General features: G+C 67.8%; 24 protein-coding genes. 3 read left to right on the top strand and 21 right to left on the bottom strand.

Going from position 1 to position 26,923, the window contains the following annotated elements:
- Window positions 1–65: 65 nt before the first annotated feature.
- From AB0I23_RS27505 to AB0I23_RS27495, 3 genes are all read right to left on the bottom strand, one after another.
- Window positions 66–242, bottom strand: a complete 177-nt coding sequence (locus AB0I23_RS27505; protein ID WP_359113180.1) for a hypothetical protein — start codon at window positions 240–242, stop codon at window positions 66–68.
- A 460-nt stretch (window positions 243–702) separates the two neighbouring features.
- On the bottom strand, window positions 703–1,251 hold the full coding sequence (locus AB0I23_RS27500; protein ID WP_359113178.1) for a hypothetical protein: 549 nt from the start codon (window positions 1,249–1,251) through the stop codon (window positions 703–705).
- 103 nt (window positions 1,252–1,354) lie between these two features.
- Window positions 1,355–2,560, bottom strand: a complete 1,206-nt coding sequence (locus AB0I23_RS27495; RefSeq protein WP_359113176.1) for a helix-turn-helix domain-containing protein — start codon at window positions 2,558–2,560, stop codon at window positions 1,355–1,357.
- A gap of 131 nt (window positions 2,561–2,691) precedes the next feature.
- Here AB0I23_RS27495 and AB0I23_RS27490 point away from each other — a divergent pair, with 131 nt between their 5' ends.
- Window positions 2,692–3,381: an HAD family hydrolase gene (locus AB0I23_RS27490; protein WP_436847007.1), complete on the top strand. Its 690-nt coding sequence runs from the start codon at window positions 2,692–2,694 to the stop codon at window positions 3,379–3,381.
- Between the two features lie 304 nt (window positions 3,382–3,685).
- Here AB0I23_RS27490 and AB0I23_RS27485 read toward each other — a convergent pair whose 3' ends face one another.
- The 6 genes from AB0I23_RS27485 to AB0I23_RS27460 form a co-directional block, all read right to left on the bottom strand.
- Window positions 3,686–4,099 carry a hypothetical protein gene (locus AB0I23_RS27485; protein ID WP_330481449.1) on the bottom strand — a complete coding sequence of 138 codons (414 nt, stop codon included), beginning with the start codon at window positions 4,097–4,099 and terminating at the stop codon, window positions 3,686–3,688.
- Between the two features lie 45 nt (window positions 4,100–4,144).
- Entirely contained in the window at window positions 4,145–4,834 is a 690-nt protein-coding gene (locus tag AB0I23_RS27480) for a hypothetical protein (protein ID WP_359113173.1), read from the bottom strand.
- A gap of 782 nt (window positions 4,835–5,616) precedes the next feature.
- A complete protein-coding gene (locus AB0I23_RS27475) occupies window positions 5,617–5,994 on the bottom strand; it encodes a hypothetical protein (RefSeq protein WP_359113171.1) in 378 nt (125 codons plus the stop codon).
- 27 nt (window positions 5,995–6,021) lie between these two features.
- Window positions 6,022–6,966 (bottom strand): replication-relaxation family protein, encoded by a 945-nt coding sequence (locus tag AB0I23_RS27470; protein ID WP_359113169.1) that lies wholly within the window; start codon window positions 6,964–6,966, stop codon window positions 6,022–6,024.
- Window positions 6,967–6,979: 13 nt separating this feature from the next.
- Window positions 6,980–9,157 carry an ATP/GTP-binding protein gene (locus AB0I23_RS27465; RefSeq protein WP_359113167.1) on the bottom strand — a complete coding sequence of 726 codons (2,178 nt, stop codon included), beginning with the start codon at window positions 9,155–9,157 and terminating at the stop codon, window positions 6,980–6,982.
- Complete coding sequence (locus AB0I23_RS27460) at window positions 9,154–9,612, bottom strand: hypothetical protein (protein WP_359113166.1); 459 nt, start codon at window positions 9,610–9,612, stop codon at window positions 9,154–9,156. Before AB0I23_RS27460 ends, AB0I23_RS27465 begins: the two co-directional genes overlap by 4 nt.
- A 267-nt stretch (window positions 9,613–9,879) precedes the next feature.
- Here AB0I23_RS27460 and AB0I23_RS27455 point away from each other — a divergent pair, with 267 nt between their 5' ends.
- Window positions 9,880–10,506, top strand: a complete 627-nt coding sequence (locus tag AB0I23_RS27455; protein ID WP_359113164.1) for a hypothetical protein — start codon at window positions 9,880–9,882, stop codon at window positions 10,504–10,506.
- A 318-nt stretch (window positions 10,507–10,824) separates the two neighbouring features.
- On the opposite strand, the gene AB0I23_RS27450 is transcribed toward AB0I23_RS27455, so the two are convergent.
- From AB0I23_RS27450 to AB0I23_RS27395, 12 genes are all read right to left on the bottom strand, one after another.
- A complete protein-coding gene (locus AB0I23_RS27450; protein WP_359113184.1) occupies window positions 10,825–11,913 on the bottom strand; it encodes a C40 family peptidase in 1,089 nt (362 codons plus the stop codon).
- A gap of 62 nt (window positions 11,914–11,975) precedes the next feature.
- A complete protein-coding gene (locus AB0I23_RS27445; protein WP_359113162.1) occupies window positions 11,976–14,294 on the bottom strand; it encodes a hypothetical protein in 2,319 nt (772 codons plus the stop codon).
- Window positions 14,291–16,834 carry an ATP-binding protein gene (locus AB0I23_RS27440; protein WP_359113160.1) on the bottom strand — a complete coding sequence of 848 codons (2,544 nt, stop codon included), beginning with the start codon at window positions 16,832–16,834 and terminating at the stop codon, window positions 14,291–14,293. Before AB0I23_RS27440 ends, AB0I23_RS27445 begins: the two co-directional genes overlap by 4 nt.
- Window position 16,835: 1 nt before the next feature.
- A complete protein-coding gene (locus AB0I23_RS27435) occupies window positions 16,836–17,447 on the bottom strand; it encodes a hypothetical protein (RefSeq protein WP_359113159.1) in 612 nt (203 codons plus the stop codon).
- Complete coding sequence (locus AB0I23_RS27430) at window positions 17,444–17,731, bottom strand: hypothetical protein (RefSeq protein WP_330481433.1); 288 nt, start codon at window positions 17,729–17,731, stop codon at window positions 17,444–17,446. The genes AB0I23_RS27435 and AB0I23_RS27430 overlap by 4 nt, the downstream gene beginning before the upstream one ends.
- Before the next feature lie 12 nt (window positions 17,732–17,743).
- The gene (locus tag AB0I23_RS27425) at window positions 17,744–18,880 is read right to left on the bottom strand and encodes a conjugal transfer protein (RefSeq protein ID WP_359113157.1); all 1,137 of its coding nucleotides are present in this window, start codon (window positions 18,878–18,880) and stop codon (window positions 17,744–17,746) included.
- Complete coding sequence (locus tag AB0I23_RS27420; protein WP_267009973.1) at window positions 18,877–19,143, bottom strand: hypothetical protein; 267 nt, start codon at window positions 19,141–19,143, stop codon at window positions 18,877–18,879. Before AB0I23_RS27420 ends, AB0I23_RS27425 begins: the two co-directional genes overlap by 4 nt.
- 53 nt (window positions 19,144–19,196) lie before the next feature.
- Window positions 19,197–20,096, bottom strand: coding sequence for a hypothetical protein (locus tag AB0I23_RS27415; RefSeq protein ID WP_359113155.1), 900 nt, complete (start codon window positions 20,094–20,096; stop codon window positions 19,197–19,199).
- A 479-nt stretch (window positions 20,097–20,575) separates the two neighbouring features.
- The gene (locus AB0I23_RS27410; RefSeq protein WP_359113153.1) at window positions 20,576–22,210 is read right to left on the bottom strand and encodes a DUF2637 domain-containing protein; all 1,635 of its coding nucleotides are present in this window, start codon (window positions 22,208–22,210) and stop codon (window positions 20,576–20,578) included.
- Between the two features lie 115 nt (window positions 22,211–22,325).
- Entirely contained in the window at window positions 22,326–23,330 is a 1,005-nt protein-coding gene (locus tag AB0I23_RS27405; RefSeq protein ID WP_359113151.1) for a ParB/RepB/Spo0J family partition protein, read from the bottom strand.
- A complete protein-coding gene (locus AB0I23_RS27400; RefSeq protein ID WP_359113149.1) occupies window positions 23,327–24,475 on the bottom strand; it encodes a ParA family protein in 1,149 nt (382 codons plus the stop codon). Before AB0I23_RS27400 ends, AB0I23_RS27405 begins: the two co-directional genes overlap by 4 nt.
- Window positions 24,476–24,727: 252 nt before the next feature.
- A complete protein-coding gene (locus tag AB0I23_RS27395; protein ID WP_359113148.1) occupies window positions 24,728–25,738 on the bottom strand; it encodes a DUF3800 domain-containing protein in 1,011 nt (336 codons plus the stop codon).
- Between the two features lie 575 nt (window positions 25,739–26,313).
- Between AB0I23_RS27395 and AB0I23_RS27390 the strand changes: the two genes are divergently transcribed.
- Complete coding sequence (locus tag AB0I23_RS27390) at window positions 26,314–26,922, top strand: hypothetical protein (protein ID WP_359113146.1); 609 nt, start codon at window positions 26,314–26,316, stop codon at window positions 26,920–26,922.
- Window position 26,923: the final 1 nt, after the last annotated feature.

Raw genomic sequence — 26,923 nt, 5'->3', positions numbered from 1 at the left:
CAGCGGATACTCCCTGCCCGAACAGCCAGATCATCTCGCCGACCGCCAAGACAACCCCGAAACGATCACTCCGGAAACAAGCCGGTGGATCCGGGTTCAGCTGACGTCAGGGCCGATGACGCGGCGTACCGTTTGAGGTTGGCCTTCTTGCCAGTGCTGTCGGCGTAGAGCTTCTGCATCTCTAGCCAGTACGCCTTGTATGTTTCGACGGCCTCGGTCTTGGTGGCCTCTTCGGGGTCCACCGGCTTTGACGGTTGGCTCGTCGCAGTGGCGGAGGCCTCCGGGTCTGCTTTCTTGTCGACCGACCCTTCGGAAGTGCAGGCGGACACTGCCGTCAGCGCGCAGGCCGCGAAAAGCAGCGTTGCTGACCGAATGTGATTCCGCTCGCGAAGCTGAGCCCGCTCCGGTCGTACTGGCCGTGTCACTGCGCCTCCCGTGCATATCTCATGACGTGCCCTGACCTGCATGGTGTCTCGTGAGCGACTGCGATCATCCCCGCGCTTCCAGAAACCAACCCGGCGGTCTTGTCTCATACATTACGCAAAGTCGCGCCAACAACCCAACCTGTTGCGGTAGTTCAGATTCGTCACACGCGGCCTATATCGCCCTAATTCAGGTGCGTGGGGTGAGAAATCCGACTCACCAGCGTGGACCGACTAGTTGAGGGCCGGAATAACCGGGCTTACGGCGCGGAATGTCGATTCATCGGCACTGTGGCGAGCACGCCCACAACTCGGTGGGATCGGAGAGCAGAATGCCCTCCCCGATGAACGTACCTAGCGAACGGTCTTTGGTGAGCCGTGCACCGCAGAGAGCGCAATTGAACCCCCGGATCTGATCCATCGTGAGCTGCCCCAGGTTCGGCTGCGCCGTTCCTCGTTGCTCAAGAACGGTCTGCAGCGCGATGCGCAGCGCACCCGTATCGGTGTGCAGCCGGCCGCGGCGTGGCGGGACGAGCCAGAACGGCCCTGGTGGGATCTCCTTGTCGTCTGGGGGCAGCACGACGTAGTTGGTCTCGCCCAGGGCGGTGGACTGCGAGAGCTTCCAGTCGGCGGTCGTGCCGGGCGGTACGAGGAAGTACATCGCGCGGTCTCTTGGGTCCATGACGATCGCGCCCTCTTGGCCCTGGATGACGTTGAGGACCTGCAGGCCGATGAATCGTGGGACGCGCACGGCGTCCCACGTCTTGCCGGCTGCGGCGATACGGGTGTGGTCGAAGCCGGGGATCTCGTCAGCGGCACTGGTGGTCATGGGGTGCTTCCCGTAGTCGAATCCTTGGTGTGCAGGGACCGTACGTACGGGCGGCCGGTTCAACCCGAGCTGAGAGTCCGGGTTGTCTCCCGGCTCGGGCAGGTCAGAGCAGGTTGAGACGTGCAGCGAGGGCCGTGGCCTGCCGGCGGTAGGTGGGGCGGGCGCGCTGGACGAGTGAGATGACGAGCTCGCGAGCGAGCGGGCTGCGTTCCAGGTCTTCGGGGGCCACGTCCTCGAGCTCCAGGAGGTGGACCAGGACGGCGGCGTCCTCTCGGCGCAGATCGTAGCAACGGGCGACTTCCAGTCCGAAGGTGAACTGGCGCTCCCGGGAAGGGAGCCGGGCGATGGCGACCTGGTCGGCCAGGCGCAGGCCTTCGACGGCGTCGCCGTCGAGCATCTCCACGGAGACGGCGTGCAGCTCGGTGTTGGTTGGGCCGAACACGGTCCACATGATGTTGCCCTCCCCTGCCTGGTCGGCGAGGGGGAGGACGTGCTGGGTCAGGCGGTCGCGAGCGGCCCAGGCGCGTCGGGTGCGGGCTTCGGCGACCACCGCGACCAGCTCCAGGGCGCCGCGGACCGCGATGGCCTCGGGTGTGGTGAGCATGCGGTGGAGGTTGTCGGCGGCGCTCAGTGCGACGTCGGCGGCGTCCTGCTCGTCGCCGGCCTGGGAAAGTAGGACGTGGCCGAGGTTCCACTGGGCGGCTGCGATACGGAGCGGATCGTCGGCGTCCTCGGCCGCACGCAGGCCACGGTCGGCAACCATGAGGGACAAGTCGAGGCGGCCAGCACGTCGGCAGTACGAGCGCAGTAGTCCGTACAGGTCCGCGGCCACCCGCAGCGCCTCACGCCTCTCGGTCGGGTCGGTGCCGTACCGGCGGGCGCGGACGGTCGCCTCGACATCGCCGATCAGCATGGGCAAGACGGCCTCCGCTTCGGTGAAGCGCGTGGGCGAGGTCTGCCAGATCCGCCAGAGCCCTTCCACCCGCTCCCGGAGACCGCAAGCGGTGAGCGGCTGCCCCGGCGGGGCGGGGCGATGGCCGAGCAGCGCGCGGACGACGTCGGATCCGGCCGTGCTCGGTACATCCGCGCTGTCTGTTTCAGGGTCGCCGAGCAGGGCAGCGACGGGGACCTGAAGGTGATCGGCGAGTTTGGTGAGCACCTCGTGCGAGGGCTTCTTCAGACCGCGTTCGATCTGCGAGAGGTAGTCCTCGGTGATGCCACATAAGCCTGCGACAACAGCCTGGGTACGGCCGCGCCGGGTCCGGTGGTGACGGACGCGTTCGCCGACCGGGAGCGTGGGCAGGTCCATCCCGACGCCTCCCTTCTTGAAAGGGTGTGAGGCCCAGCGTAGATGTGGAGTACGCGCGGGCAGTTGGAACTACACGAACGCGTGACACGGTGATGCCCCACTCGGGCCGCGGTATATCGGAGGCGACGACAGTGCAGCTGGTTCTGTGGGACATCGACCACACACTGATCGCCACGCGTGGGGTCGGCCGCGAGATCTTCGGGGCGTGCTTCGAGCAGGTCACCGGGCAAGTAATGAAGAAGCAGGCGGCGGTCGACGGCATGACGGAGCCCGTCATCTTCAGAGAGACAGCGAAGCTGCACGGCATCGACAGCGACCGCTCGATGTTCGAGGCCTTTGCCCGCTGTTCCGGCGAGCAACATCTGATGCGTGCCAGCGAACTGCGTGAGCGCGGCCATGCGCTGCCCGGTGCAGCGACCGCGCTGGCGGCCATCGCTGGGCTGGATGGTGTGGTGCAGACGGTGGTCACCGGGAACATCCGGCCTGTTGCCGAGATCAAACTGGGCACATTCGGGCTTGATGGCCACATCCGATTTCCGTGTGGCGGATACGGCGAGGACGACGATGAGCGTGCCGAGCTCGTGCGCATCGCGATCCGGCGAACGAGCCAGGCACTGAACACCCCAATCGCTGCCGACGATGTGCTGCTGATCGGCGACACTCCGGCTGACGTCACCGCCGGGCTCGACAATGGCGTGCGGGTTGTGGCTGTGGGCTCCGGCCGCTCCAGTACCTCGGAGCTACGCGAGGCCGGCGCCACCACAGTGGTTGCCGGACTCGAAGACCTTGACCCGTTGCTCCGGACTCTTTCTCGCCGGTGAGTAGTGCCCCGGTCGACCTGCTCGCCCGCTCCCCGTTCCAGTCAAGGATGGTTTGCCAGGTTCCTTGGCGTCCCGCGGACCCGTTTGGCTGAATGTGCGTGGCAGTCCTTGGCGTGCGCGGTGAGGGTCGAGGCCCCTGCGCTGAGGGGCAGCGCGCGGGATGAACACGTAGCTGGCCCACGTCGCAACCGTCGGGACGGAGCCGCTCGCGGTGTCGTCGCAAATGCTGGCGGGTATAGTGCGGGTGTACCTCTTACTCAGGCACAAGGGCCCCGCCAGATCTGGCGGGGCCCTTGTTTTTGCCTCATGCGACCTGGAGGTTCGGGCGGCCCTCACTGGGTGGAGCTGTGACGTACGAGGGCAGCCTGAGGTTCGGGAGCTCACCCGCCTTGATGGCCTGCAGGGTGTGCCGGAACGCCGCTTCCATGTCGTCGTGGCTCTCGTACTTGGCCGCGAGGGGATGGAGCCGGTAGCTGTTGCCTTTCCGGCCGTCGCTGGAGGGGCGTAGGACGATGTTCAGATCGCACAGTGGTGCCATCAGGAGGCTGACGGCCTGTGGTGTGATCTTGTATTCCTTCGCCATGTCCTTCTGCCGTACGGGCAGGTGTCCTCCGAACTCGGAGCGGAACACCAGGTAACTGAGGAACTTCACAGCTGCCCCAGAGACAGGTACAGCCCAGATGCGATCGGAGACGATCGGAGACAGGACCTCAGCCATCAGGCCACCCTCCTCATTGCCGGCTGCCAGGGTACGTACGCAGTATCACCCGGTTCTCTTCTCCCTGGTGTAGGTGTCCTGCCCAAAGTCGAACTCCTCCTGGTGCGGCTGCTCGGGGCCGATGTCGTGAGGGAAGGCGGTCGGGTCGTGATCGTGCTCCGAGGCGATCTCCGCGAGCACTTCGTGCTGGGCCGTGCTGTTGCCCTGGAACCAGAGCGTCACGTTCAGGCGGATCTTGCCGTTTCCTGCCTGCTCGACCCATTTGTATTCGCACAGCGCCTTGATGGCTCGATTCACGGTGGACCGGGTGATCTGCTTGCCGTCCTTCTTCTTGGCGGCAAGTTTGTTCAGCCCATCGGTGATCTCCTGCTGGGTGTACTGGGCGATGCCGGTTCCCGGAACCTGCCCCCCGGCAACGAAGAGGAAGACACACAGCTGCGACTTGGTGATGGAGTTGGCAACAGCCAGCTGCGCGAGGAGCTGGGTGAACCAGTTACTCGCCAGGCTGTAGCCGGCGTTGCCCGCCATGTTGTGGACGGCGCGCGCCTCGTTCTCGAACTCGAACGTCACGCCCTTCAACTTGCGGTGGCTGCGGGGATCGGCGGTCTGGGCCGCCTCGCCTAGCTGCCTCCCCAGGACGCTGAGGATGTCATCGTATGCAGCGCCGTCAGACGTGTGGGATGGAACGGCTCGTGGCCCGCCCGGACGACGCCGGGCCGGCTGTTCAGATGGCACATGACCTCCTTAGTACTCAGGCGTGGCCGACACTATCGGAAAAATCAACAGGAGCTTGTCTTTTGACGCACCGGCGCGCCACCTGACGGCAAGGGCACCGCCTTCGCGATAGCGCTGCACAGAAAGTCAACTCAGGCTTGATTTCTACGTCGCACTGGACCATGAAATCAAGTGGTACTTGATTTCATGTGTCGCATGGAGCGCACATTCGCCACACCAACACAGCGGGGAACGGTATGGGTTTCCTCTCACCCTCAAGTCGCTGACCAGGCCTAACGCGGCCCGTTTGTCGTAGCTCGCCCGATCAAGCTGCACTTGTTTTTTCCGCACGAATGTGACGGCCAGGTTGACATCTCGGCATGCCAAATGTGCTCCACAGGACAACACGCATCCAGCAAACATGCAGGTCAGGCCGGGTTCATACGGCCGCGCCTCTTATACAAGAGCCACCGGCCCGAGCCTGAAATCCTCCCCAGCCGGGGCTGGCGGAACGTTCTGCGCCTGTCTCAGCCCAAGTTAAACCCCGCCTGTGACCTGTGCCCCCGAACGTCAGCTGCGACCAAGCCTCGCCATTACAACGACGATCAGTGGCCACCTGCACCACGGATGTGCCCTGCCAAGGGGCTTGGTCTCTCGCACCCCCAGTGACCTGCTGGCGCGAGGACGGCCTGAGCTACCCCTGCGGGGCACCGCAAGCCCGCCAGGGCTGAGGAGCTACCGCACCTTGCGACCCCATGGTCAGTTGTAGAAGCGGCAACGCCCTGCACAGTAATGCCACTTGGTCAGGATGCACGGCGGTATTGCTCCCCACCAGACGTCGAGTGATCGGCAACCTTTTCAGGGTGTGAGAGACGGGTCCTCCTTGGTTGAAGAAGCAGGTCGTCTATGGTGCCGCGGCCGTCGGTCTGGTTCTGCCAGCCCTCCAGGATGTGGTGGATGATCGAGCGAGCCGTCATCTGGTATTCGTCGCGGCAGTCTTCGGTCTGGGAGAGCGCGCCAATGGGGCGGGTATGGCAGTACAGAGCCAGCATTTCCCTGATCAGCGGTGAGAACGGTCGGGCGATGGCGCCGAGCTCGTCACAAGCCCTGTACTCGCCCGGCAACCCCTCTGTCGTCTGCACGTCCGATGGCTCCTGGCTGAAGCGGCTGAAGAAGAGCATGGGGGGCTTCCTTCCTGAAGAGGGTGTTCAGGCAGCGATGCTGAGGGGGCGCAGCCAGGCGTCGTTAGGTTCGTCCGCTCCGAGGACTGGGGTGAAGATCGGTGCGAACGGGCCGTGATGCTGGAGCTGGTCCAGGGTCGTGACGCCTGCCCGCAGCCCGGTGTTGGTGAAGGCGGGATCGCTGGCGGCGAGGCTGCGGAGATCGGCAATGCGCCGGGCGAGTCGCGTATCGGAGGCGCCGGTGAGGACCAGGAGCAGGCGGGGGAAGGCGGGGTAGCGGTAGCGCCAGGCTGGTGCCGCCGTGAGACGCCGACCGGCTTTGGTTCCGCGCCCGGAGGGTGGCTGCGGAGCGAAGTCGTGGTAGGCCGCGTATGCGTGGAGCTTCTGGGCGAGGCGGGCGATGGTCATCTGGGTGCGGTCGAGCTCGATGAAGAAGGTGAGCAGGGTGCGCTGTCTCGCCTTCTTGTCGGTGTGGACGTAGTTGAGGACGGCGTCCGGGATGAGGCTGAGGTCTTCACCGGGGCGGGCGTCGTCGCGGTAGTAGTGCGCGATCTCGGGTGACCAGTCGAGTGGCCCGCATTCGTGGCCGAGGCGGCGGGCCCAGTCGACGAAGGCCAGGCCCGTATCGACGGTGGCGAGGGTGTGTTCCTGCAGTGGGCCGAGAGCGGCTTCCGGGCTCATCCGGTACGGCCGCTGGGGCAGCAGACCGACTGATTCGACGGCGTTCGCACCCTTCTCAGTGAGCCACCACAGCAGTTCGGTCTGGCCCGAGACGCGACGGCCGACGGTCTCGGCCAGGCCCGCTTCGCGCAGAGTATGGAGCTGCCGGCGCAGGTACTCCGTGCGGGTGTGGTGCGGGGTGATCAGCTGGTGCAGCTGCCTGGTGGAGACCAGTCGGTGCAGGTAGAGGACCTGAGTTGCCTGCTGTGCGATCTGGCCCAGGCCCGTGGGGCCGGTGTGCGGGTACGGCATCACGGTGCTCCGTTCAGTCGATGAAGGTGGTGGGGTCGCCGGTGCCGTTCGACCCGCGGCCGCCGGTGTGGTGGTCGAGGACCACCTCGTCCAGTTCTTCAAGGTCGGCGAGGATCTTGCCGACGGGCCGGCGCCGGAGGTTGGTGTCGATCGCCTTGTCCAGGTCCGGCACACCGTCGGGGTTGTCGTAGTGCGCGAACAGTTCCTCCACCGGCAGGCCACGGACGCGAAAGGGCTTTGTGGGGGTGCCCTTGAGGTTGATCGACATGACGTAGTGGTATTTCGGGAGCTCGGTGATGGTCTCCGGGGTCACGTGGCCGTTCCAGCGCCGGGCGACGAACGCGGCCTCGTCGAAGTCGGCTGCGCACGTCGACAGCAGACTCTGGTTCTGCAGCAGGGACTGACGAGTGATGGCACTGAGCCGCAGCGCCATCTGCGTCATGCCGATGAACCGCACCTCGTACTTGCGCAGCTGCTCGGCGATGGCGGCGAGGAAGCCCTTCGACGAGGAGTCCAGTGCAGTGAGTTCGTCTCCCCAGGCCCAGAAGGTCTTTCGCTGGTCGCGCGGGGTGTCCTGGCGGGACAGGCCTGCTCGGTGCAGGTCGTGGATGAGCAGGCAGGAGACGAGGGCGTCGCTCTCGCTGCCGGACGGGCAGACGAACACGACGCGGCTGGTGTCCATCGCCTTGCGGACGTCGTACGCGGAGCGCGGACTGCCGAAGAAGGCCTGCAGTGCCGGGGAGGTGTCGAGCCGGTCGATGGCGTAGGTGACGGTCGGCACGGCGTCCCCAGAGAGCTTCGGGAACGTCTTCTCCCAGTAATCGCGCACCCGTTGCGGCAGCTTGGACAGCAGCTGCTTGCGCCACTCGTCATCCGTCAGCCAGCTCCGCAGTTGGAACAGCGTGCACTGTGCGTCCGGATTGCCGGCCTGGACCGCCTCGTAGTTGAGCAGCGCCAGGGACTGGGTGGCCCGGGCCAGGATGGTCCGGGCGCGCGGAGCGTTGTCGCCCCAGTCCTGCGCTGAGGCGATGCCCTCGGTGACCGAGCGGACGACGTCCTTGACCGCGCTCAGGGGCCGGCCTTCCATGCACAGCGGATTCCAGGACGCGACGAGCTGGTCCGGTTCGGAGTGGGCCAGGTTGATCTCCCACACGCGGGACTTGATCTCGGGGTGGGCCAGGTACGGCTTTGCTCGCACCCATCCCTCGCCGTGCGGGTCCAGGAACCACGTGCCGTACCCGGAGTGCGCCATCGCGATGCACTGCACCAGCGCGGCCTCGGTCTTGCCGTGACCGGACTTGCCCAGCTGCAGACCGAAGAGGAGGTCTTTGACGCGGGCGGCGCCGATGCGCTCGCGCCCGTCGGAGTAGATGACGGCACCGAGCGGCACCAGGTCCCGCTGCCCGGTGTAGACGGGCAGGTCGGACGGCGCCGGCGGGACCAGGCCACCGGAGCGCACCACGCTGGAGGCGCGGCACTTCACGGTGGGCGGCTTCAGGAAGCCGGCCAGCTCGGGCACAGTCAGCCACTGCCGCTTGCGGGGCGCGAACTCACCCGTGGCGAACCGCCTCTCGAACGAGGCGATCCGCCAGCGGGCGCGGGGACGGCGGGGCTTGAGGTAGTTCTCGCCGGTGGTCACGGAGAACGCGGCGATCAGCTGATTCATGCGGGCCAGCGCGATCTGCGGGTGGCCAGCCTCGGTCCGCAGCAGCAACTGCACCGCGAACACGGCGCCAGCCGTCGGATCGAATTTCCCGACCCCGTCGCGCAGGTCCGTCATGCGCGGCAGCCGCTCCCCGCGACCGCCGCCGGCCGTCTTGCCGCCGGACCAGCCCGCAAGGACCGACTCCCACACCCCTCCCCCACCGAGGCCACCGGTCAACCGCTCGCCGTACGCGGAGGGTCCGCGACGCTTGGACTGTGCCAACAGCCGACGCCGGAGCCGGGTGAGCCGGCGCTCACGGACGGGGACCAGGTCGAGAACGACGTCGGCCCGCTCGTCGTCCTCAGTACGTACCGACGCCATAGCGGCAGCTAGCTGCTGGAGCGGGTCAGGATTCAGGCCGAGAGAGGCGAGCGGCTTCTGGTCAGGCAGCGCCAGGGTCAGTTCGACGCGCTGCACGAAGCGATGGGACAGACGCCGACGGCCATCACCGGCGGCGGGCTTCGTGAAGTCGACGGTGGCGGTCACTTCTCCCCCTGCGGCTGCTGGGGGAATCGGACCGGCTGGATGTCCTTCTGGCCGCGGTGGGCTCGCACTTCGACCTCGGCGAAACCGGGCATGGCCAGCACGGCGGCCGCAGTGGCCGGCCCCTCGAGGAAGCACCGCATGCTGCCGTCCTCGGAGCTGTAACGCAGCCGAGCAGCCGAGCCACGCGCCGGGACACCGTCAGCGGCGTGGTGGACCCGGCTGAGCTGGCGCGCCCACCGGCCAACCTCGCCCTCGCTCGGGTCGAACGTGCTCGTGGGAACAACTTCCACGGTGACACGGTCGGCGAGGGCCTCCCGTACGAGACGGGCGCGCCACAGGGCCACACAGATCCAGATGGCCAGAGCGACCGCAGATGACGCCGCCAGGTACGGGGCGGCGGTGACCCAGTCGACGGCGTCGATGAAGACCTGGGCGCTGGGCAGACGGATGCTCATGCCGCCCGCCGAGCGATCTCGCGAAGCGCTGTGTACATGGTGGCCTCCGGGTCAGTGCGGGAAGAACTCCCCTTCACCCGGACCAAGTCAGCCCGGAAGGCCAATTCAGACACCAACTGCAGGACTTTGCTTGTCCTTTACTTTCGGCTGCCTGATTCTCAAGGCCGCTCTCCCCTGCTGTCCGCGCTGTTCGGCGAGACGGGGCGTGGGCTGCCGCCCTCTGCTGCTGGTCAAGGCGGTCGCTGTGTGATCGGTAGGGTGACGGTCATGCGGATGAAGATCGTTATAGCTGTCAGCGTGGTGGGCTTGTTGGCTACGGGATGCGCGGATGGAAGCTCCGGATCGAGCAAGGACGCAAAGTCGGCACCAGCCCCTACCGTGCTGCCGCAGAAGCTGACCAAGCCGGAGACGGAGCCAGAGACGGAGCCGCAGCCCTCGCCGGCCGCCGATGCTCCGTTCGATGAGAATCTGGCGTACGAGCTGCGTGGCAAGACCCTCAAAATGGCTCAGGCCGCAGGCAAGACCACCGCCGAGTGTCCCAAGGGTCTGGAATCGAAGAGCGGTACGCGGGCGACCTGCACAACCACCTACGACGGTCTGAAGGTGGTGTGGAAGGTGACCATCGGCAAGAAGTCCGGCTGGTCGGACAACGTCGTGGAATTCAACGCGGTCCCGGACAAGGGCATCCTCACCAGCGACGGCGTCGCACGCCTGCTGTACGGCAACTACCGCGACAGCATCGACCACGCGCGCTGCAATGACATCCCGAAGGCCGTTCTGGTGCCTCTGAACGTGAAGACCAAGTACTCCTGCGAGGTCGTCTTCAAGGGCAGGAGCCCGGGCGGACTGGCCGAACCGGTGCGCGTCACCGACGCCGGACCGCGGGTCTACTGACCACGAAACGCCATGGCCATTGACGCCCACCCTGAGAGCAGCCGGACACGGCACTCCGGGTGGGCGGGGCCATTTCGCTCACGTTCTGCTGGCTGCCGCTCAGCTTGATGCCGACGGGCAGTCAGTGCTGGTTGGCCGTACGGTCGGTATGGGTGCCCTGACAGGACGGCACTCGTGGGCCCCGCGGGTTCGTCGCACGTACCGCGGGGCCCCTTCGCATGGCTCCAGGGTGCATCAAGCAGACAGCCGGCTGCCCAGGCTGCCGGACTAGCCCGAAACAAGATGATTCCCCGCCCGCAGACCGTGGCCGCTTGCGGTTCAGGCTGCGATGCGACGGGCCACCAGGATCGTTCCGTGGGTCGCGAGCTCGGCGACTTCTACGACCCTGCCTGGTCGGGGGGCATGCACAACCAACCCGTCGCCGATGAACATGGCGACGTGTTCGGGCCGGGACGCGCTCCCGTTGGTGAAGACCAGGTCGCCCGGCTGGAGCGCCTTGGCCGACGCCGCCCGCCCGTCATGGATCTGGGTGTAGGTGGTGCGGGTGATCTCAATGCCAGCCACTCCATAGGCGCGTTGCATCAGCGAGGAGCAGTCGCAGCGGTCGCGGGCGTTGTTGCCGTGGGGGTTGGTGCAGGTGCCGCCCCATTGGTAGGGGGTGCCGAGCTGGCCGAGGGCCCAACGGATCGCGTTGCGCGCCTGGATGGGGGCGGTGATGGGGATCTGGTATCCCTCGGGGAGCGTGCCGGCGGGGATGTCGCCGTAGTCGGTGCCGGCCTGGGTGACGCAGCTGGCCCCGAAGCCGGCCACTGCCGGGGTGATGTCGGGGAAGGCGGCCGTGGTGCCGAGTGTCGGGGCGATGGCCTGCTGCAGGGCGGTGGCGAGCGCTTCGTGTTTCGCGTAGGCGTCGGGCAGGCCGGACTTTTGGACTTTCTGGGCGGCGACGGTGACGGGCATGCTCTCCCAGTCCTTGAGGGATTTCAGTGCCTTGTAGAACTTCGTGGCCGCGTACACCGGGTCGAGGATCTGTGCGCGGGTGCCCCAGCCCTGGGAGGGGCGCTGCTGGAACAGGCCGAGGCTGTCGCGGTCGCCGTGGTCGAGGTTGCGCAGGCCTGACTCCTGCAGGGCCGTGGCGAGCGCGATGACCTGGCCCCGTGCCGGGATCTTCATCTGTGCGCCGGTTGCCACGATGGCTTTCGCGTTGGGGATCTGTTCCTTCGGGGAGGGCAGGCCGGCGACTGTGACGTCACTGCTGCTGCCGGCGAGCACCGCTTTGACCTGCTGGGCGACCTGGGCAGTGTCGACGTCCATGCCGCCGGACCCGTTAGCGGCGCACTGGGCCTGGGCGGTCGCGGCCTCGGCTTCGCTCTGCCCGATGCCGGCGACGTGCGCGGCGATCGCCGCCATCAGGACGATCGCCAGCACGATCAGGCTTGCGCAGCCGCCCAGCCACTTCTTGCTCTTCTGCGTCACGACGATCCTTGCGAAGGCCTGCGCCGGCGAGCCAGTTCCCGCTCCTCCCGATCGGCGAGCCAGGCATCGAATCCACCCGGCCCGCTCACGGACCGGCTCGGCGGAGTGGCCGCCTGCTGGGTACGGCGCGAGACGGCACGGTGGGCCTGGATGTGCCGACGGGGACGGCTCGTCGGGTCCGCGGCGGGCGCCCCGGTGGTGGACGTGGTCGACGAGGCCGCTGCGGGTGCGGTCCGCGGGCGGGGGGTACGGGCAGCAGGACCTGTCCGACGCGGCGAGCCAGCCGGACGCGTGGGACCTGCAGGGCGTGACGGGTTCGTCGGCCTGGGCGGGCCGCCCTGGGGGCCGTTCGGCGGCGGTCCTTGTGGTGGGGTGCCCGGGCCACCGAATGTGCCCGGCGGGTTGCCCCGACGCGGTACGGGTCGGCCGGCGGAGCGGGCCCGGTGCGGCCGGCCGCGGTAGCGGCCGCTCTGCATGCGGGTCACCAGGGCGGTGGCGCCGACGGTTCGGGGCATGGCGTAGGCGATGGCGGCGAGCGGGTTGCCGTGGGCGAGGGAGACGCCGGCCAGGGCGCCGCGGACCAGGCCGCGGGTGGTCTTCAGGGCGATGTGGCGGTTTTTACGGACGGCCGAGGTGGCGGGGCCGCTGAAGATGGAGCCGTGGGTGCCGCCGATCCGGGCGGCGGACATCTTGGCGCGGAAGTTCTCCGCGGTCTGCTTGGAGCGGGCGGCCAGCTGCTTGCGCTTCTTGACCGCGCCGATGCACACGACGTCAACGACCAGGAAGCGCAGGGTCAGTTCTCTGCCCCAGTCTTCCTGTACAGGGTCCAGGACGGCCTGGACGATGAGGATGAACACCGCCAGGGCGATGACGGATGTGAGCATCTGGCCCAGGGAGCGGAGCACGGAGGCAGACCAGTCCCACAAGAAGGCGCGGCCGGCGCCGGGGATGGTGCCGGCGATGAGCGCGGGCTCGCCGCGGACCGCGTCCCACGCGATGCGGCACTGGGCGACCAGGAAACTGCCGGCGAGGCCAGAGATGAGGACGCAGACGATGAGGGCGGCGATGAGGAGGAAGAGTCCGCCGCCGACCTTGTCGAGGCTGGCCTTCTTCGCAGCGTCGACGTCGCCAGGCACGCAGTGCTCTTCGAAGCGCTCCATCGGCGGGTTGCCGAAGTGGTCGACGGCCCACCGGGTGCTCATGTCGATCTGCATGTCGTACCAGGAGGACACGGGCAGGCCGACGGGGCTGAGGTAGTCGGTGAGGCCGGTGAGCTTCTTGAGCTTGTTCGTGTAGGCGTGGATTTGCCGGTCGTAGGCCAGCTGTGCGAGGCGGGTGTCTGCGTACTCGGAGGCGCACTTACCTTCGAAGACGCGGCCGTACTGCAGCAGCATGGCGGGCTTGACGATGAACGCGTCCGTGAGCGCGTCGGTCATGGGCCGCGACAGGGTAGTGCTGGTGGCCGGGGTGGTCACGCCGTCGTTGGCGTTCGGGGTTGCCGGGTTGGCGTCCAGGATGACGTCGGCGACTTCCAGGGCCAGACCGCGGGTCACCGCGATCGCCCCGTCCTGTTCCCCGAGGAGTGTGTTCGGAGCGGAGGACAGCAGCGTGGCGGTCAGCGCCGCCAGCAGCAGGGACAGGGCGGCGTCGCCCCAGCCCCGGGCCTTGTCTCCGAAGAAGATCCGGGCGACGCAGATGACCGCGCACACCGACAGGAACAGTGCGGGCAGGCCCATTTCCAGGATGACGCGGGTGTGCAGGGAGTCGGCGACCGACAGCACCGGGACGAGCAGCAGCTTGGCCAGGCCGAAGGACAGGGACCAGGCGATGAGCCAGCAGCAGAACGCGATCAGCCACTTGGTGACCATGAAGCACAGCTCGGTGAGCAGGTTCTGGATCCCCAGGTCCCAGTCCGTCAGGCCGCCTGTGTCCGACTTGACGGTGTAGACGCTGATCGGCAGGCCGTTGGCGTCGGTGACGTCGAAGACGCCGAGGACGCCACCCTCGTCGGGAAGGAGCTTGCGCAGCCGGTCCTTCTCCGTGTCGAGCATCGCCTCCTGCGCCGCCTTGGAGAACTTCTCGCCCTGCTCGCGCATGACCTCTTCGATCGCCTCGACCTCTTCCGGCGTCGGGGTCCGCTGAGCCCCTGCCGCCGGCGCGGTCGGCGACGGGGTCGGGCTGGGTTCGGCGTGTGCGGGCAGCGATGTGAGCAGGGTGAAGGTGGTGGCGGCGAGCGCGGCAAACAGCAGCGCCACACGGAGTCGGGCGGCGCCGAGAACCCGCAGCCGCATTCGCCAGGTCAGGATCGTGGTCATGCTGCGGTCCGGTAGTCGCTGGGTGTTGTGTGGATGACGCGCATGATGGCCGGGTCCATCGGGATCAGGACCTTCATCAGTCCGATGCGTCCGGCCAGGTCCCGGTACAGGCACTCCCCCGCCCGGGCGAGCTTTTCCTCCTCGGGCAGGTCCAGCGGCGAGAGGCCGGCGGTGACCAGGTCCAGCAATTCGGGATCGGTGGCATCGACGCCGAGGAACTCCAATCCGCGCTCGGCAAGCGACCGCGTCGTCTGGCGAAAGAGGAGCCGGTGCGGGATCAGGCCGCGGATGATGGCCCCCTTCTCGCTGTCGGCCGGCCCGATGTCATCCGGGTCATGGGAGCCGACATAGGCGGCCGCGTTGTGCTTACGTCCGTCACGCATCAGCTCGAGCAGCAGCTCCAGGCCCTCGTCCGAACTCGTAAGCCACCAGCACTCGTCGAAGACAGCGACACCGAACTCGTCCTTGTGCCGCATGACCGTCTCGCGCGCCACCGCGGCGATCAGATACATCAGCGAGCGGCCCAGGACCTTCTCGAACTCCAGGCGTTCGATGCGGTGGTCGGAGGCCAGCTCGCTCTTCTTCGGCAGCGCGAGGGAGTTGACGAGGAAGACGACGCTGTCGGCGCGGGCCGTATCCACGACCGGCAGGGCGTCGTCGAAGACGACAGCAGCGAGGTCCTTGCGCGCTACGGCCTTGAGCTTGCGGGCCAGGTTCCGGGCGGGCGTGTCCTCTCCCCCGCGCAGAACGAGCTCATCCATCAGGGCACGCATGGAGGGCTCGGGCCGCTCGAGTACCGCCTGCACTGCTTCGGACAGGGCAACGCCTTCCAGGTCCATCGGCCTCACACCGAGCAGCAGCGTCAGGAAGGACTCACAGAAGCGGGCCGCGACCTTGGGACTGTCCTGCACATACAGCCGCAGCGGGTCCAGGGACACTTCCGCGCTCTGGTCGATCCGGATGACCTGGGTAGTGCCGGGGCAAGCCTGCGCGAACCTCGCCCATTCCTCTTCCTTGGTGCGGTCGACGATGACGGCGCGCCCGCGGCTGTTCGGCTTGCCGGGCTGATGGCCGCGGGCCAGGACGTTGTAGACCGCCGACTTGAGGCCGACGGACTTGCCGGCGCCGAGCTCGCCGATGAACGCCATCGACGCCGACGCGTTCTCCCGGGGCCCACGGGCCGGGTCGACCATGACCGGCCGAGCACCGCCGGAAGCGAGCTGCAGGCCGAACAGCCCGCCCCTTTCGTCGCCGAGCTGGGAGCCGCACCAGGGCATGGCCATCGCGAAGTCCCGGGAGAGCAGGTACTGGGCGTACCCGGTCATCACCCGCGGAGTGCGGCAACCGGGCAGCATCGCGTGCCACAAGCTGGTCTGCTCCCCCACCGGGCGGGAGAACGTGTAATCGGTGGCGCCGAAGTCACTGGCCAGGGCGGCCGCACGGTCCTGAGCCTCGTCCGCGGTGGCACCCCAGACCGCAAGAGTGACCATGGCGCGGATCTCGACCTCCCGGGCCGAGGCGGTGAGCCGGTCACGGAACTCGTCGTTGTCCGCCTCATTCTTCGCGAGCGCTGCCGGCGGGCCGGCCGGGTCGCCCTGGTACTCCGCAGCCTGCGCCTTCAGATGACGGGCGCGCTTACGGGTCTTCGCCTCCGCCTTGGTGCCCGGGGTGATGACCAACCGGGCGGTCCAGTCCACGGGGTAGGCCAGATCATCCAGCTGCTGCAGGTACGCCGCCCCGGGCAGCGCGAAGGCCTCCGGCATCTCAGACAGGGCCAGCATCGCCTGGTAGGAGTCGCCCCACTCGGAGGAGACCTGCAGATAGCGGCGCTCGAACGGATTGCCCGGCACAGCCCTGCGGTCGTTGAAGTCGGCGCCGCCCTCGGCGAGCAGCATCTCCCCCAGAGCCGCGACCGTACGGCCGCGGCCGCGCACGGGCTGCTCGGTGCCGTCGGGCAGGAACGGCTCCGGCAGCCCACGGCGCGCACTGTGCCCGTAGATCCACAGGATCTCTGCCTCGGTGGCCGGCCGCATGCTGACCCCGGTAGGCCACTGGGCTTGCATCCGCTTGGCCTGCTCGGTGCGCCGCTCGACTTCGCCGGCGGTGACAGGTGCGGGCATGAGGCCGAGCTGCAGCGCGACTTCGGCCTTGGCCGCGGCGAAAGCGGACAGGGCGGCGTCCTTGCGGGACAGCGGTGGCAGCGGGATCGCGAGCCAGTCGGTGCGGCCGGTCAGCTCCATTTCCTCAAGCTGGTCCAGCACGGCGTGGCCGAGCCGTTCGTAGCGTGGTGACTTCTTCAGGTCGACGTCGGCGACCATGGCGCGGACCACGGCGATCGGGTCGACCTGCGGGCACAGCGACATCAGCATTGGCTCGCCCGTCAGCGACTTGAACAGCGACTCAAGCGACTTCAGCCGGCGCTTCTTCGCGGTCGCGGGCGCGTGGGAGTAGTTGGCCGCGGCCACCCGCCAGATCGCCCAGGTGGTGCCGTGCGTGGTGAAGGCGAGGTTGTTGGCAACGTGCCGGATCGGCAGGCGCATCTCATTCCTCCGGATCGGTTCGTGCGGATGTGGCGCGGCGGGCGAGCAGGGCCTGCACACCGGACGCCACCGGGACGCCGACCGTCGTATTGGGGGTGGGTGCGGCCGGCGCCGGCCGCGCAGGGGCGGTGACGGCGGCGGCCGGCCGTGCCGCTGCGGGGAAGCTTCCGGCCGCAGGACCGTCGGCTGTGACGGTGATGAGCGTGTCGCCGCTCACCGGGTGGGCCGGGCGGAAGGGCCGGCCGTGCAGCCGCCCCCACCGGGGGCCGGTCATCATCACGGCGACGCTGACCAGAGCGGCGGCAGGGTTGCGGCCGTCGATGTGCAGATGCCGCAGGAGGAACGCGGCCGCGAACGGCAGGCCGAGCAGCACCACCACGTCCGTCAGCCCGTGCCCGCCCCAGATCGCACGGGTCAGGATCAGTGCCACGAACGTGCCGACGATCGCGGCGAGCTGGGTGAGCGTGTACGGGCCGCCCGGCAGTCGGATTCCGCGGCCGCCGTTGACGTCGCGAATGACACCGTGAACCAGCGGGGCGCGACGGGCCTTGGTGTAGCAGCGGCCAATCAGTTCGTCGCTGGTCTCGGATGCGTCGACGAGGTGGGTGGTCACTGGTCACCCGGCCCGGTCAGTTGCTTGCCGCCGCCGTCGTACTGGGTGATGTCCTCGGTGGTCTTGTCCTTGAGGGTGTCCATGTTCGCGGCGCCGCCCCAGACGATGGCCGCGAAGATCACGGCCATGATGGTCGGGCCGGGCGCCTTCGTCTTCCAGCCGACGATGACCACGAAGGCACCGCACAGCACCGGGATGGCGACGTTGAAGATGAGGGCCTTGATGTCGTTGCCGAGGCCGGTACCGGTCTGGATCCAGCCCGCGGCGAGCGTGATGTCGTGCATGACGTCTTCTCCTTAGGAAGTGGAGGCGGGGGTGGGGGCCGTGCTGGGCGCCGCCGAGGGGGTCGTGCTGGCGTTGGAGGCGGTCGGCTCGGTGGGAGTGGCGGCGAGTGTGGGGGCGCCGTCGAGGGTGGCGATCTCCCAGCGGCCGGCCCGGGCCTTGAGGGTCAGCGCGTAGGTGAGCGGGACGCGGACCTCGTCGTGGCCCGTGGCGCGCAGCGCGACCAGCAGCTGCAGCGTGGTGCCGTCGTCGGGCACGGTGGTCACCGGCTCGGTGCCCTTCTCGCCCTCGATGGCGAGCGTGTCGACCGCGATACCCGTGTACGGCGCGGGAGCAACGGGGGCGAGGTGGGTTCCCGGTGCGAGGTAGCGGTCGAGTTCGCCGGCACCAGTCAGGTAGGCGGTCAGGAACTCGGTGGTGGCCTGGGTACGCGGATCCGCTGGAAGCGCGGGCCGCATCGGCCCGTAGACGAGTCCGGGAGCCTCGATCCGCTCAGGGGCAGCGACCTCGGCCGGCATCGCCAGTGCCGTGTAGCCGCTCGCCCCGCCGGCCGTGGTCGCAGTGGCGACCGGGACCTGGAAGTACCGCACCGCCTGGGCGGCCGTGGCCTTCGCCTCATCCTTGTCGTCAGGCGGTCCGTCGGCCGGCTTCCCGGCCGGTTTCGTGTCGGTGATGCGGGCGGCCACCGTGACGGACCAGATGCCGGAATCGGTCTGGCGCAGCCGAACGACGGTGAGCTGCTCGCCGTGCCGCCGGTCCGAAGCCCCCTCCAGGCGCAGGCTCGTGGCATCCGGGTAGTAGGCGGCGAGCTTGTCCTGGTCGCCCTCCCCCGCCGAGATGAAGGCGGCGACGAAGAGCTGGGCGAAGCCGGCCGCGCCCTGAGCGCCGGTCGCAGCCGGAGCAGTGGGCGCCAGCCTCTTCTGTGCGGGTCCGGCCTGTGCCGGTGCCGACAGATACGCGAACGCGCCGAGCAGCGGGCCGAGGACGAGCAAGCCCCAAGCCGTCCAGCGGAGGGCGGCGGCAGTGTTTGCCTGGGCGCCAGTCGACCAGCCGGCCACATCCTGCGGCCCCTCGTCGATGTCCCAGTCCTGCGGTTCGGCGTCCTGTGCCGCAGCTCCCTTGCCCGGGCGACGGTTCCATGAAGCCTTCATGCCGAGTCTCCGAAGGGCCGCAGGGTGTGGCCGCCCAACTCAGCGATCCGTCGGCGTAGCTCGGTCTCCGGTCGCTGCTGCAGCGTCTCCAGAGAGGCGAGGACACCATCGGCATCCTTGGCGAGGAAGGCGCGCAGCCGATCGTGGGTGTGGATGTCGAAGGGTTGCGCGACGAGCGCGGCGCCGAGCTGGATGAGCAGACGCTGGGCGCGTGTGACGCGCTCTTCGTCTGCATCCAGGGGCGCCTTGGCGGTCTGGGTCATGCGGGTGTCCTTCTCTGTGTTCGGGCCGACGGTGGACGGGGGACGAGTCGGTGTCATGCCGCAGGCCTCAGCTGGAGCGAGGCCGACAGGCGGGCCACGGCGCGGGAGCGGCGGCGCTGCCATGCCGTGGCGGTCGTGCCGGTGCGAGTGGCGGCGACGGTGTCGGTGACCGGGTCGGTGGTGTAGTGCCAGGCGATGGCGCGTCCGTCGGCCGACGAGAGGGTGCCGCTGCTCATCGCGTCCAGGACCAGCTCGAGCAGCTCCAGACGGGCACGGTCGGCTTCCCCTTTGCTGACGGCCCCGGTGGGCTGAAGGCCGGCGGCGACCGCGGCCGCGCGGACGGTCTGTGCTTCGGCCATTTCGGCCGGCCCGGGCGTGCTGTCGGCCAGGTCCTCAGCGGCACCCAGCTCTTCGCCGTGCTCTTCGCGGTCGGCGGTGAGCTCCCGGCAGACGTGACGCAGCGTGTCCAGAGCGAGGTTGGCGGCGGGCCGGCCGGGCCGGGTGTGGATGCGACCGGAGCGGGCGACGACGTAGAGGGCAGCGATGGTCATGTGACCGATGTCGTCGAAGGTGCGGCCACCGAAGGGGCGGACCTGGCCACGGGTCATGCGGACCGCGGCCGGGATCATCGCCTGGACGATGACACGGGCGGCGAGCGTGGCCGATCGGTCACGGCCGGCCGCGCGGCGCAACAGGGCGCGGAGCACGGCATCGGTCAGCGCATCGGTCACCGCCCCGTTGGGCGGCCGAAGAGCGGCGAGCAGCTGGGCAGGTCCAAGACCGCGCACCCAGGAATCGGTCACGGCCGCGACGTCATCGGCCAGTCGATCGGTCACCAGCCAATCGGTCACGGCGGCCTGGACGGAGGTGTCCGCGCACAGGACTTCCCACTCCACGTCCAGGCGTTCAAAGATCCCGCGGGCAGTGGGGGCAGTCGGCGGCAGGTTCGGCACGGCACTTCTCCTTTCGGATGTCGTGCCGTGAACTCTCCTCAGACCGGCTTGCCCAACGGCTTGCCCAACTTCCAGAAACAGCAGATGAGAGGCTTGCCCATGTGGCGGGCAAGCCCTCGATGACCGATTGGGCAAGCCTCCTCAGGGGGTGGGCAAGCCTCGGTGACCGGTCCATGCAACCCCGGGCAACCCCCCAATGGCGTGGGCAAGCCCTGCCCCGAGAGGCGGAGCAGTGCCCCGCGGAGAGGTCCGTCGGTCACACCGGCGAGGTGACCGATGAGCATTCTGCTGGTCATGACCGATGACCGATCCGGGCCGCAGCGGTCATCGGTCACGAGCGTCGGAGTCGGTCACGGCGCCATCGGTCACCGGCCATCGGTCACCGGTCACGCCCCCGGAATCGGTCACGCGGCAGGGCCCGGACATGACGGTGGCCGATGACCGGGATCGGTCATCGGCCACTCGTCAGGGCGGTTCGCTCAGCGGCTGACCGACCGGAGATGCGCGCGGCCCTGTTGCCGCCGTTGCTCCGTGAGGTACTCGACCGCTGCGTTGACCCGCCGCTGACCGGTCTTCGGGGACAGCTCCAGACGCCGGGCAACCTCCGCTCCGGAGAGCTTCTGGCCGGCCTCCTCGGCCTCGGCAAGCCACTCCGCGACCGTCACAATCTGCTGCTGCACCGGGTCCAGATCAGGCTCCTGGCTCTGCTGCTCGGGCAGTCGCGCAGTGGCCTCCCCCGTGTCGGAGACCGTGGCCTCCCAGACGGTCGCGTCCTCTCCAGCCACGCCCGCCGCCGGGCTTTCCCGGGGAGATTGGTGGGGTACTCCCCCACCGGCCGCACGCCCGGCTTCCACCGAGGCGGTCGGGACCAGGACCGGCTCGGCCGCATACGGCTGCGAGGCAACAGCCGACTCAGTCACGTCAGCACCGGAAAAGGAGCGGCTGTCCGCCGCTGTGTCAGTCCATGCGCCTCGACCATCCGCGCCCTCGGCCACGACCGATGCCGGCACCGCGACATCATCGGTCGGTCGCTCCTGGTCGTCTGCCGGCATGGACGGCTGCGGAACCTGCATCTTGAAGTCCTGCAGGATCGGCCTGAGCTGTCCCTCCGTGAGAACGCTGCCGGAGACCGGATCGACGACACCGTACTGCGCAAGGAAGAGCCCGAACTGGCGGGCGTTCGGCAGCTCGCCGTACTGAGCGATGAACCCCTGGACAGCCTCGTAGTAGTCGACGTCAGGCAGAACCGGCTCGTCCAACACGAAGGACTCGGCACCCTCGGGCTCAGGCGAGCCCGCCAGCTCCCCATGGGCTGCCATAGCTGCCCCTGTCGGGCTGGCTTCCAGAGCACGCTGATGCTCACCCAGCAGCTCGGCCTGGTGGTGCTCCGTCTCGACGGCGGCCGGGGCCGGGGGCAGCAGGACCGGTTCGATGCCCGCTGCGGCCAGGCCGGCCGGACCGGTGTCGGCCAGCGGAACGCCGAACTTCGCCAGCCGCAGAGGCATCAGCGACTCGACGGGGGCCTTGCGGCGCCAGTTCCGGCCGAAACGGGCCTGGAGCCGGGCCTGGTAGATCAGCCGGTCCTGTTCGAGCTTGATGACCTGCTCGTACGAACGCAGCTCCCACAGCTTCATCCGCCGCCACAGCTTGAACGTGGGGACGGGGGAGAGCAGCCAGCGGGTGAGCCGGACGCCCTCCATGTGCTTGTCGGCCGTCAGGTCGGCTATCCGGCCGACCGCGTGCCGGGCGGCCTCGACGGCGACCACGAACAGCACCGGGATCACCGCGTGCATGCCGACGCCGAGCGGGTCGGGCCAGGCCGCGGCGCCGTTGAAGGCGATCGTCGCGGCGGTCAGCAGCCAGGCCGTCTGGCGCAGCAGCGGGAACGGTATCCGCATCCAGGTCAGGAGCAGGTCCAGGGCCAGCAGTACGCAGATGCCCGCGTCGATGCCGATCGGGAAGACCAGGGAGAAGTTCCCGAAGCCCTTCTGTTCTGCGAGCGCGCGCACAGCGGCGTACGAGCCCGCGAAGCCGATCGCGGCGATGATTGCCGCGCCGGCGACGACGACCCCGATGAGTACCCGGTGCGTGCGTGTCAGCTGCATCGCGGCCACCCGCGATCCCCTCCCTGAAGCGTGTTCCGTAGATCTTCTGTTTGGAGATCCACCTTGGCATCAAGAACGTCCCTGCCTTGCCAGTGTGGGAAAACAGGGACGTTCAAATCCGCGATCACTCCTGAGCGAGGAGCTTTGCGAGGGTATGGCGGTCCTCAGCGGTCATGTGCTCGCGGGCCAACCGATCGAGGGCCTGCGGGTTGTGCCACGGAACGTGGAGGCTTACCGAAGGCTCTTCCGTGCCCGGACTGATTACGCCGTTATCAGTGAGCTGGTTGCTGCTGGGCTGCGGGCGTCCCTCGCTGATAACGCCGTTATCAGCTGCCGACTCCTCGTCAGGCTCCCCCGATGGCGAGTCCTTGGTGATAACGCCGTTATCAGTGGGTGGCTGCGTGACGGGCGTCTTACGCTTCTGCTTCTTCTGTTGGGCCTGCTGCGCTCGGGCGTCTGCCAGGGTGCGCTGCTCTTCCGGGGAGTGCTTGGCGAGCCCTCGTACGTGCTCGACCTTTCGACGCCCAGCCTCCAGGTCCGCCTGAAGTTCGGGTACCAGCTCCAGCAGCGACAGGCGCTGCGAGATGTAGGGCTGAGTCACTCCGAGTCGTCGTGCGGCCTTGTGCTGCGATCCGTAGAACGCGACCAGGGTCTTGAGTGCCTGCGCTTCTTCCAGATCGGACAGGTTTTCCCGCTGGGCGTTGGCGACGAACGCGGCCTCGAGCAGCGACTCGTCTGTGGTGACGCGCGCGTCGTCGACGGAGACCTTTATCGTCGCGAGACCGGCCGTGCGGGCACCAGCGAGACGGCGATGTCCGTCCACGACGACGTACTGGGCGCCAGGCTCCAGTTCAGAAGCGCGCTCCGGCCGGTCCCGGAGGTAGGCATCGACTGAAGCCACGGTGATTGCCTGGATCTGACCGATCTCGCTCAGACTCGCGGCCATCCCGGAGACGTCGCCGAGGCTCTCTCGCGGGTTATCAGGATTGGCACTGATCTCGCTGAGGGCTAGCTCGTTGGGGTCGCCCAGTCCGAAGGCTGCATCCGTCAGCTGGCGACGGACACTGCGGGCCGTGCCGGCTCGAGCGAAAGAGGACGAGGCGCCGAGCTGGTCTTCCTTGGAGCTCATGAGATCTCCCTCGCAATCTGCCGCATGATCTCCGACTGATCGCTGTGCGGGGCGTACGCCAGCAGCGGCATGCGCTTCCGTACAGCTTCGCGCTGTTCCTTGAGGTCTCCGATGACGGCAAGGACTCTGGGGTCCCCGAGGTTGCGCCACTCCTTCAGGGAGGACGTCGCTACGTAGCCGCGGCGGCTGTCGTAGAGATTGACGACCAGTCCGAGGTACTCAATCTCGAGGCGAAGGTCGTCGCGCAGCGACTCGATCTGCTCGGCAAGCATCGTGTAGGCCGTGGCCGATGAGTCCTCCGCGAGGACCGGAATGACCATGCCTGAAAGCCCTTCGCCTTCCCCTTGCCGGCGACGGCCGAAGTAGATGGCTGCGTCGGTCGCCATGCCCAGGCTCGGTGGGCAGTCGATCACCATGGCGTCGAAGTCCTTCTCCAAAGGCTTCAGGGCGCGCTCCAGGGCAGCTTCCTTGTTACGCATGCGCGACACCGCGATCTTGGCGTCAAGGAGGAACCCGTCAGGGCACGCCGGCAGGACGTGCAGTCGCTTCTCGAAGCGCGGCGATTCGATCGTGACGATCAAGTCCCGCAGATCCCCTTTGGCCTCACCGCACATGTGCAGCACCAGGCTGTCCGTCCCAGGCGGAAGCTGCTCAACACCAAGCTGATCGCTCAGGTGCCCTTGAGGGTCGTAGTCGACGAGCAGCACGCGCATGCCGTCCTCGGCCAAAGCCTGGGCTACGCCAGCCGCGATGGCCGTCTTTCCGACCCCACCCTTCTGGTTTATGACGACCTTGCGTTGGCAGATGCCAGTCACAGGACGATGCCTGGGGGAGGGATGAGAGCTCATCCACGTCTGAACGGACTGGGCGAGCCCCTGAACGAAGGGGATCCCGCGCTCGGTGCACGTGTCCTTCAGCTCATCCCATTGCCCTGGGGGGAGCCAAGTCGAAAACGACGCGGACCCTGACGTCTCGACGGGGGAGTGGCCGTCCGGCACTGCTCGCCAGGCAGAGATGCCAGCTGACACAGCGTCTTGGATGTCGATACTGAGTTCGGCGGCGCGAACCTTGAGGTCCTGGCGTAGCCAGGAAGGCAGCTTGGAGACGACCTTCTCTCTGTCTCCACTGGGGCTTGGGGTAACCATGAGGTCAGCTTACTAACTCCAGGGCGCGAGGTGTGTGACCCTGCTCAGGGCGCGTGTTGCGGACGCACCCGTCCGATCTCAGATCTCCGGGTGCGGCGATCCTCCGCCTGCGGTGCCGGACTTGAGAGAGGCGCCGCGCACAGTGCCGGCAGCACGGGAATCGGTGACCTACACGCCCGACGTTTCTTGAACTCGCCGGACGCGGCCCTGTCCGGTGTTATCTCTTTGCAGCGGCTGCGCACAGCGGAGCCACTACTCCAGACGTCGGGGGTTCTCGACAGTGGACAGGTCGGGCCAGATTCCCCCGACAATCCAGGGCTCGACAACCGCTTGGAGTTTCTCGGCAAACGGATCAGGCAGCCCTGTGGCCAGATGTGTGGTCCGTTGGCGCACGGCGCCCGCTGCCCAGTCGGCGAGCTGGAGCTGCGGAACGGTGCTGCTGTCGGAGAACGTGACGCTGGTCATGGGTAGGCGTTGCATCAGTTGCCCAGGTCGTGCGGCGTCGGGCAGCTCGTGCAGGGCGAGAAGCTGATCCGCGTGACGCGAGATGGTCTTCGACTCGTCGTGCACCAGGGCGAAGTCGCCGACTATCTGACCCATCTCGTAGCAGAGCGAGACCAGGCACGGCACGGCCGGGTCCAACGCGTCCAGAAGGTCCCCGGAGGCGATCGTGGCGATGATGTCGTCCGCCTGCGTCCGTGTGTACTGGAGTACCTCTGAGACGTCGGCGAACTCGGGGTGTGTTGTGGCCTGGTAGGCGGCGATCGCGGTGAACAGCTCGTCGGCGCTGGCGCGGCTGCGTCGGCGAGCGGCGCCAACGAACGTGTGAAGCAGATGGTCGTAGGTGTCTGGGTCACCCATCAGCCCGCCACCCGCATGCAGCAGGTTCGCCAAGGCGACCGCGGCCCCGTCGGCGTACATGTTGTACCCGGTCTCGTGTGCCAGTTGCTCGACCAGCATGTCGACCATCTTGGTCGTCACCATGAACCGCTTATGCGCGACGAAGGCCAGGATCGTCTCGTCGGTCAGCGAGTCGAACGCTGCCAACAACGCTGAACGACCTTTGTCCGTCTTGGACAGCGAGGTGTACTTCGGCTCGCCGTGAGCCAGCGGAAGTTGCGCCTTGACGTCGTCGACGATCCGGCGGGCTAGGTCCTCGCCGACGTAGACGGCTGCTGAACAGAAGACGGGTTGAGCCGGGTCAAGCAGGTTCTCCCCGGTTGAGTTCGATTCGTCCGCGTACACGGTAGGAATTGCTGGCATGGGGTGCAGCATCCCTCTTTGCGCTGGTGTTGTCGACGCCCTTCCCGAGTTCAGCTCCCGACTCTGTGCAATCAAGATCCCGACGCCGAGTCCCGATCGTCATTCGCTTTCCCGACGCTCCGTCAGCTTCGCCTCAACGGCTACCAAGGGGCGAAGTTGACCAAAGCTTGCATCATGACCCAAAAGCGACCCACAGAATGGCAGCCTACGCGGCCAATCTCCAAGTCGCCGGTATGGAGCGACCTTGGGGCTACTCCTAGGCCGTCAGGGCGGCGTACAGCCGGTTTCGCCCCTCTGGAAGGGGCGTTGAGCGCCTCATGGTGCCAGTCGGGCCCACTCATGGAACGGTCAGGTCAGATCGGCCCGATCGCCGTCGTCCACGACGTCACCGTCACCCCGTCCTCCTCATCCGATCGCGTGGGCTGTTACGCGGTGGCGCGCCTTGCGTACACCTCGACCCCGAGCAGGCGGCGCCAGCCTTGGCATGTCGTTGGGCCGGTCAGGTACGGGGGCGCATCCCAGGGCTCGCAGCGGCGTTCAACTCAGTGACTACCGCCTCAACGCTGGGAAGGTCCATGAGCGCCATCGATCCCGCCTCTCATCTTCGCCCGGACTGGTGGACCGACGACGTCTTCCTCCACCTGTGTGCCCTCGAGGACCGGACCCTGCCGTGCAGAGGGCTCTCGGAGGAGGAGCGCGGGCATCCCACGCTGCCTGTGCTGAGCCGTCTTCTGTCGGCAGTGTGGTGGCTGGGAAAGACTGGCCCTGTTGATGATGAGAGGGTGACCGAGGCTCTGCGCACGGTTGAAGCGAACGCTGTGGAGGCTGCCAGAGCAGTCCGGCTGGCGCTCCGCCAATTCGTTGGTCATCACGACGACGATCAGCTGGCGGAGGAGGAACGGGCATGCGAGGCGGCCGACCCGAACTGCGGTCCTCCTGAGGCGCACCTGACCCAGGTCAGCTTCACCGTGCGCCTGCCCGGCTTCTCCGGTGACACCGTCAGCGCAACCATTCACGTCGATGACAAGGGCCATCTGGCCGTGAGAGGGAGCGGCCCCCTTGCGGATCTCGACGTGCTTGGTCGGCTCGATACTCGTGCCGTCATCGACGCGATCGAGAACCTGGTGACCCGTCAGCTTGACCGGCCCATCGCCACCGAAGACGGCGGAGTGTCACCTGGCTGAC

Source organism: Streptomyces atratus, from assembly GCF_040655115.1.
GTDB classification, from domain to species: domain Bacteria; phylum Actinomycetota; class Actinomycetes; order Streptomycetales; family Streptomycetaceae; genus Streptomyces; species Streptomyces atratus_D.
This window is presented reverse-complemented; position numbering and strand designations above follow the sequence as displayed.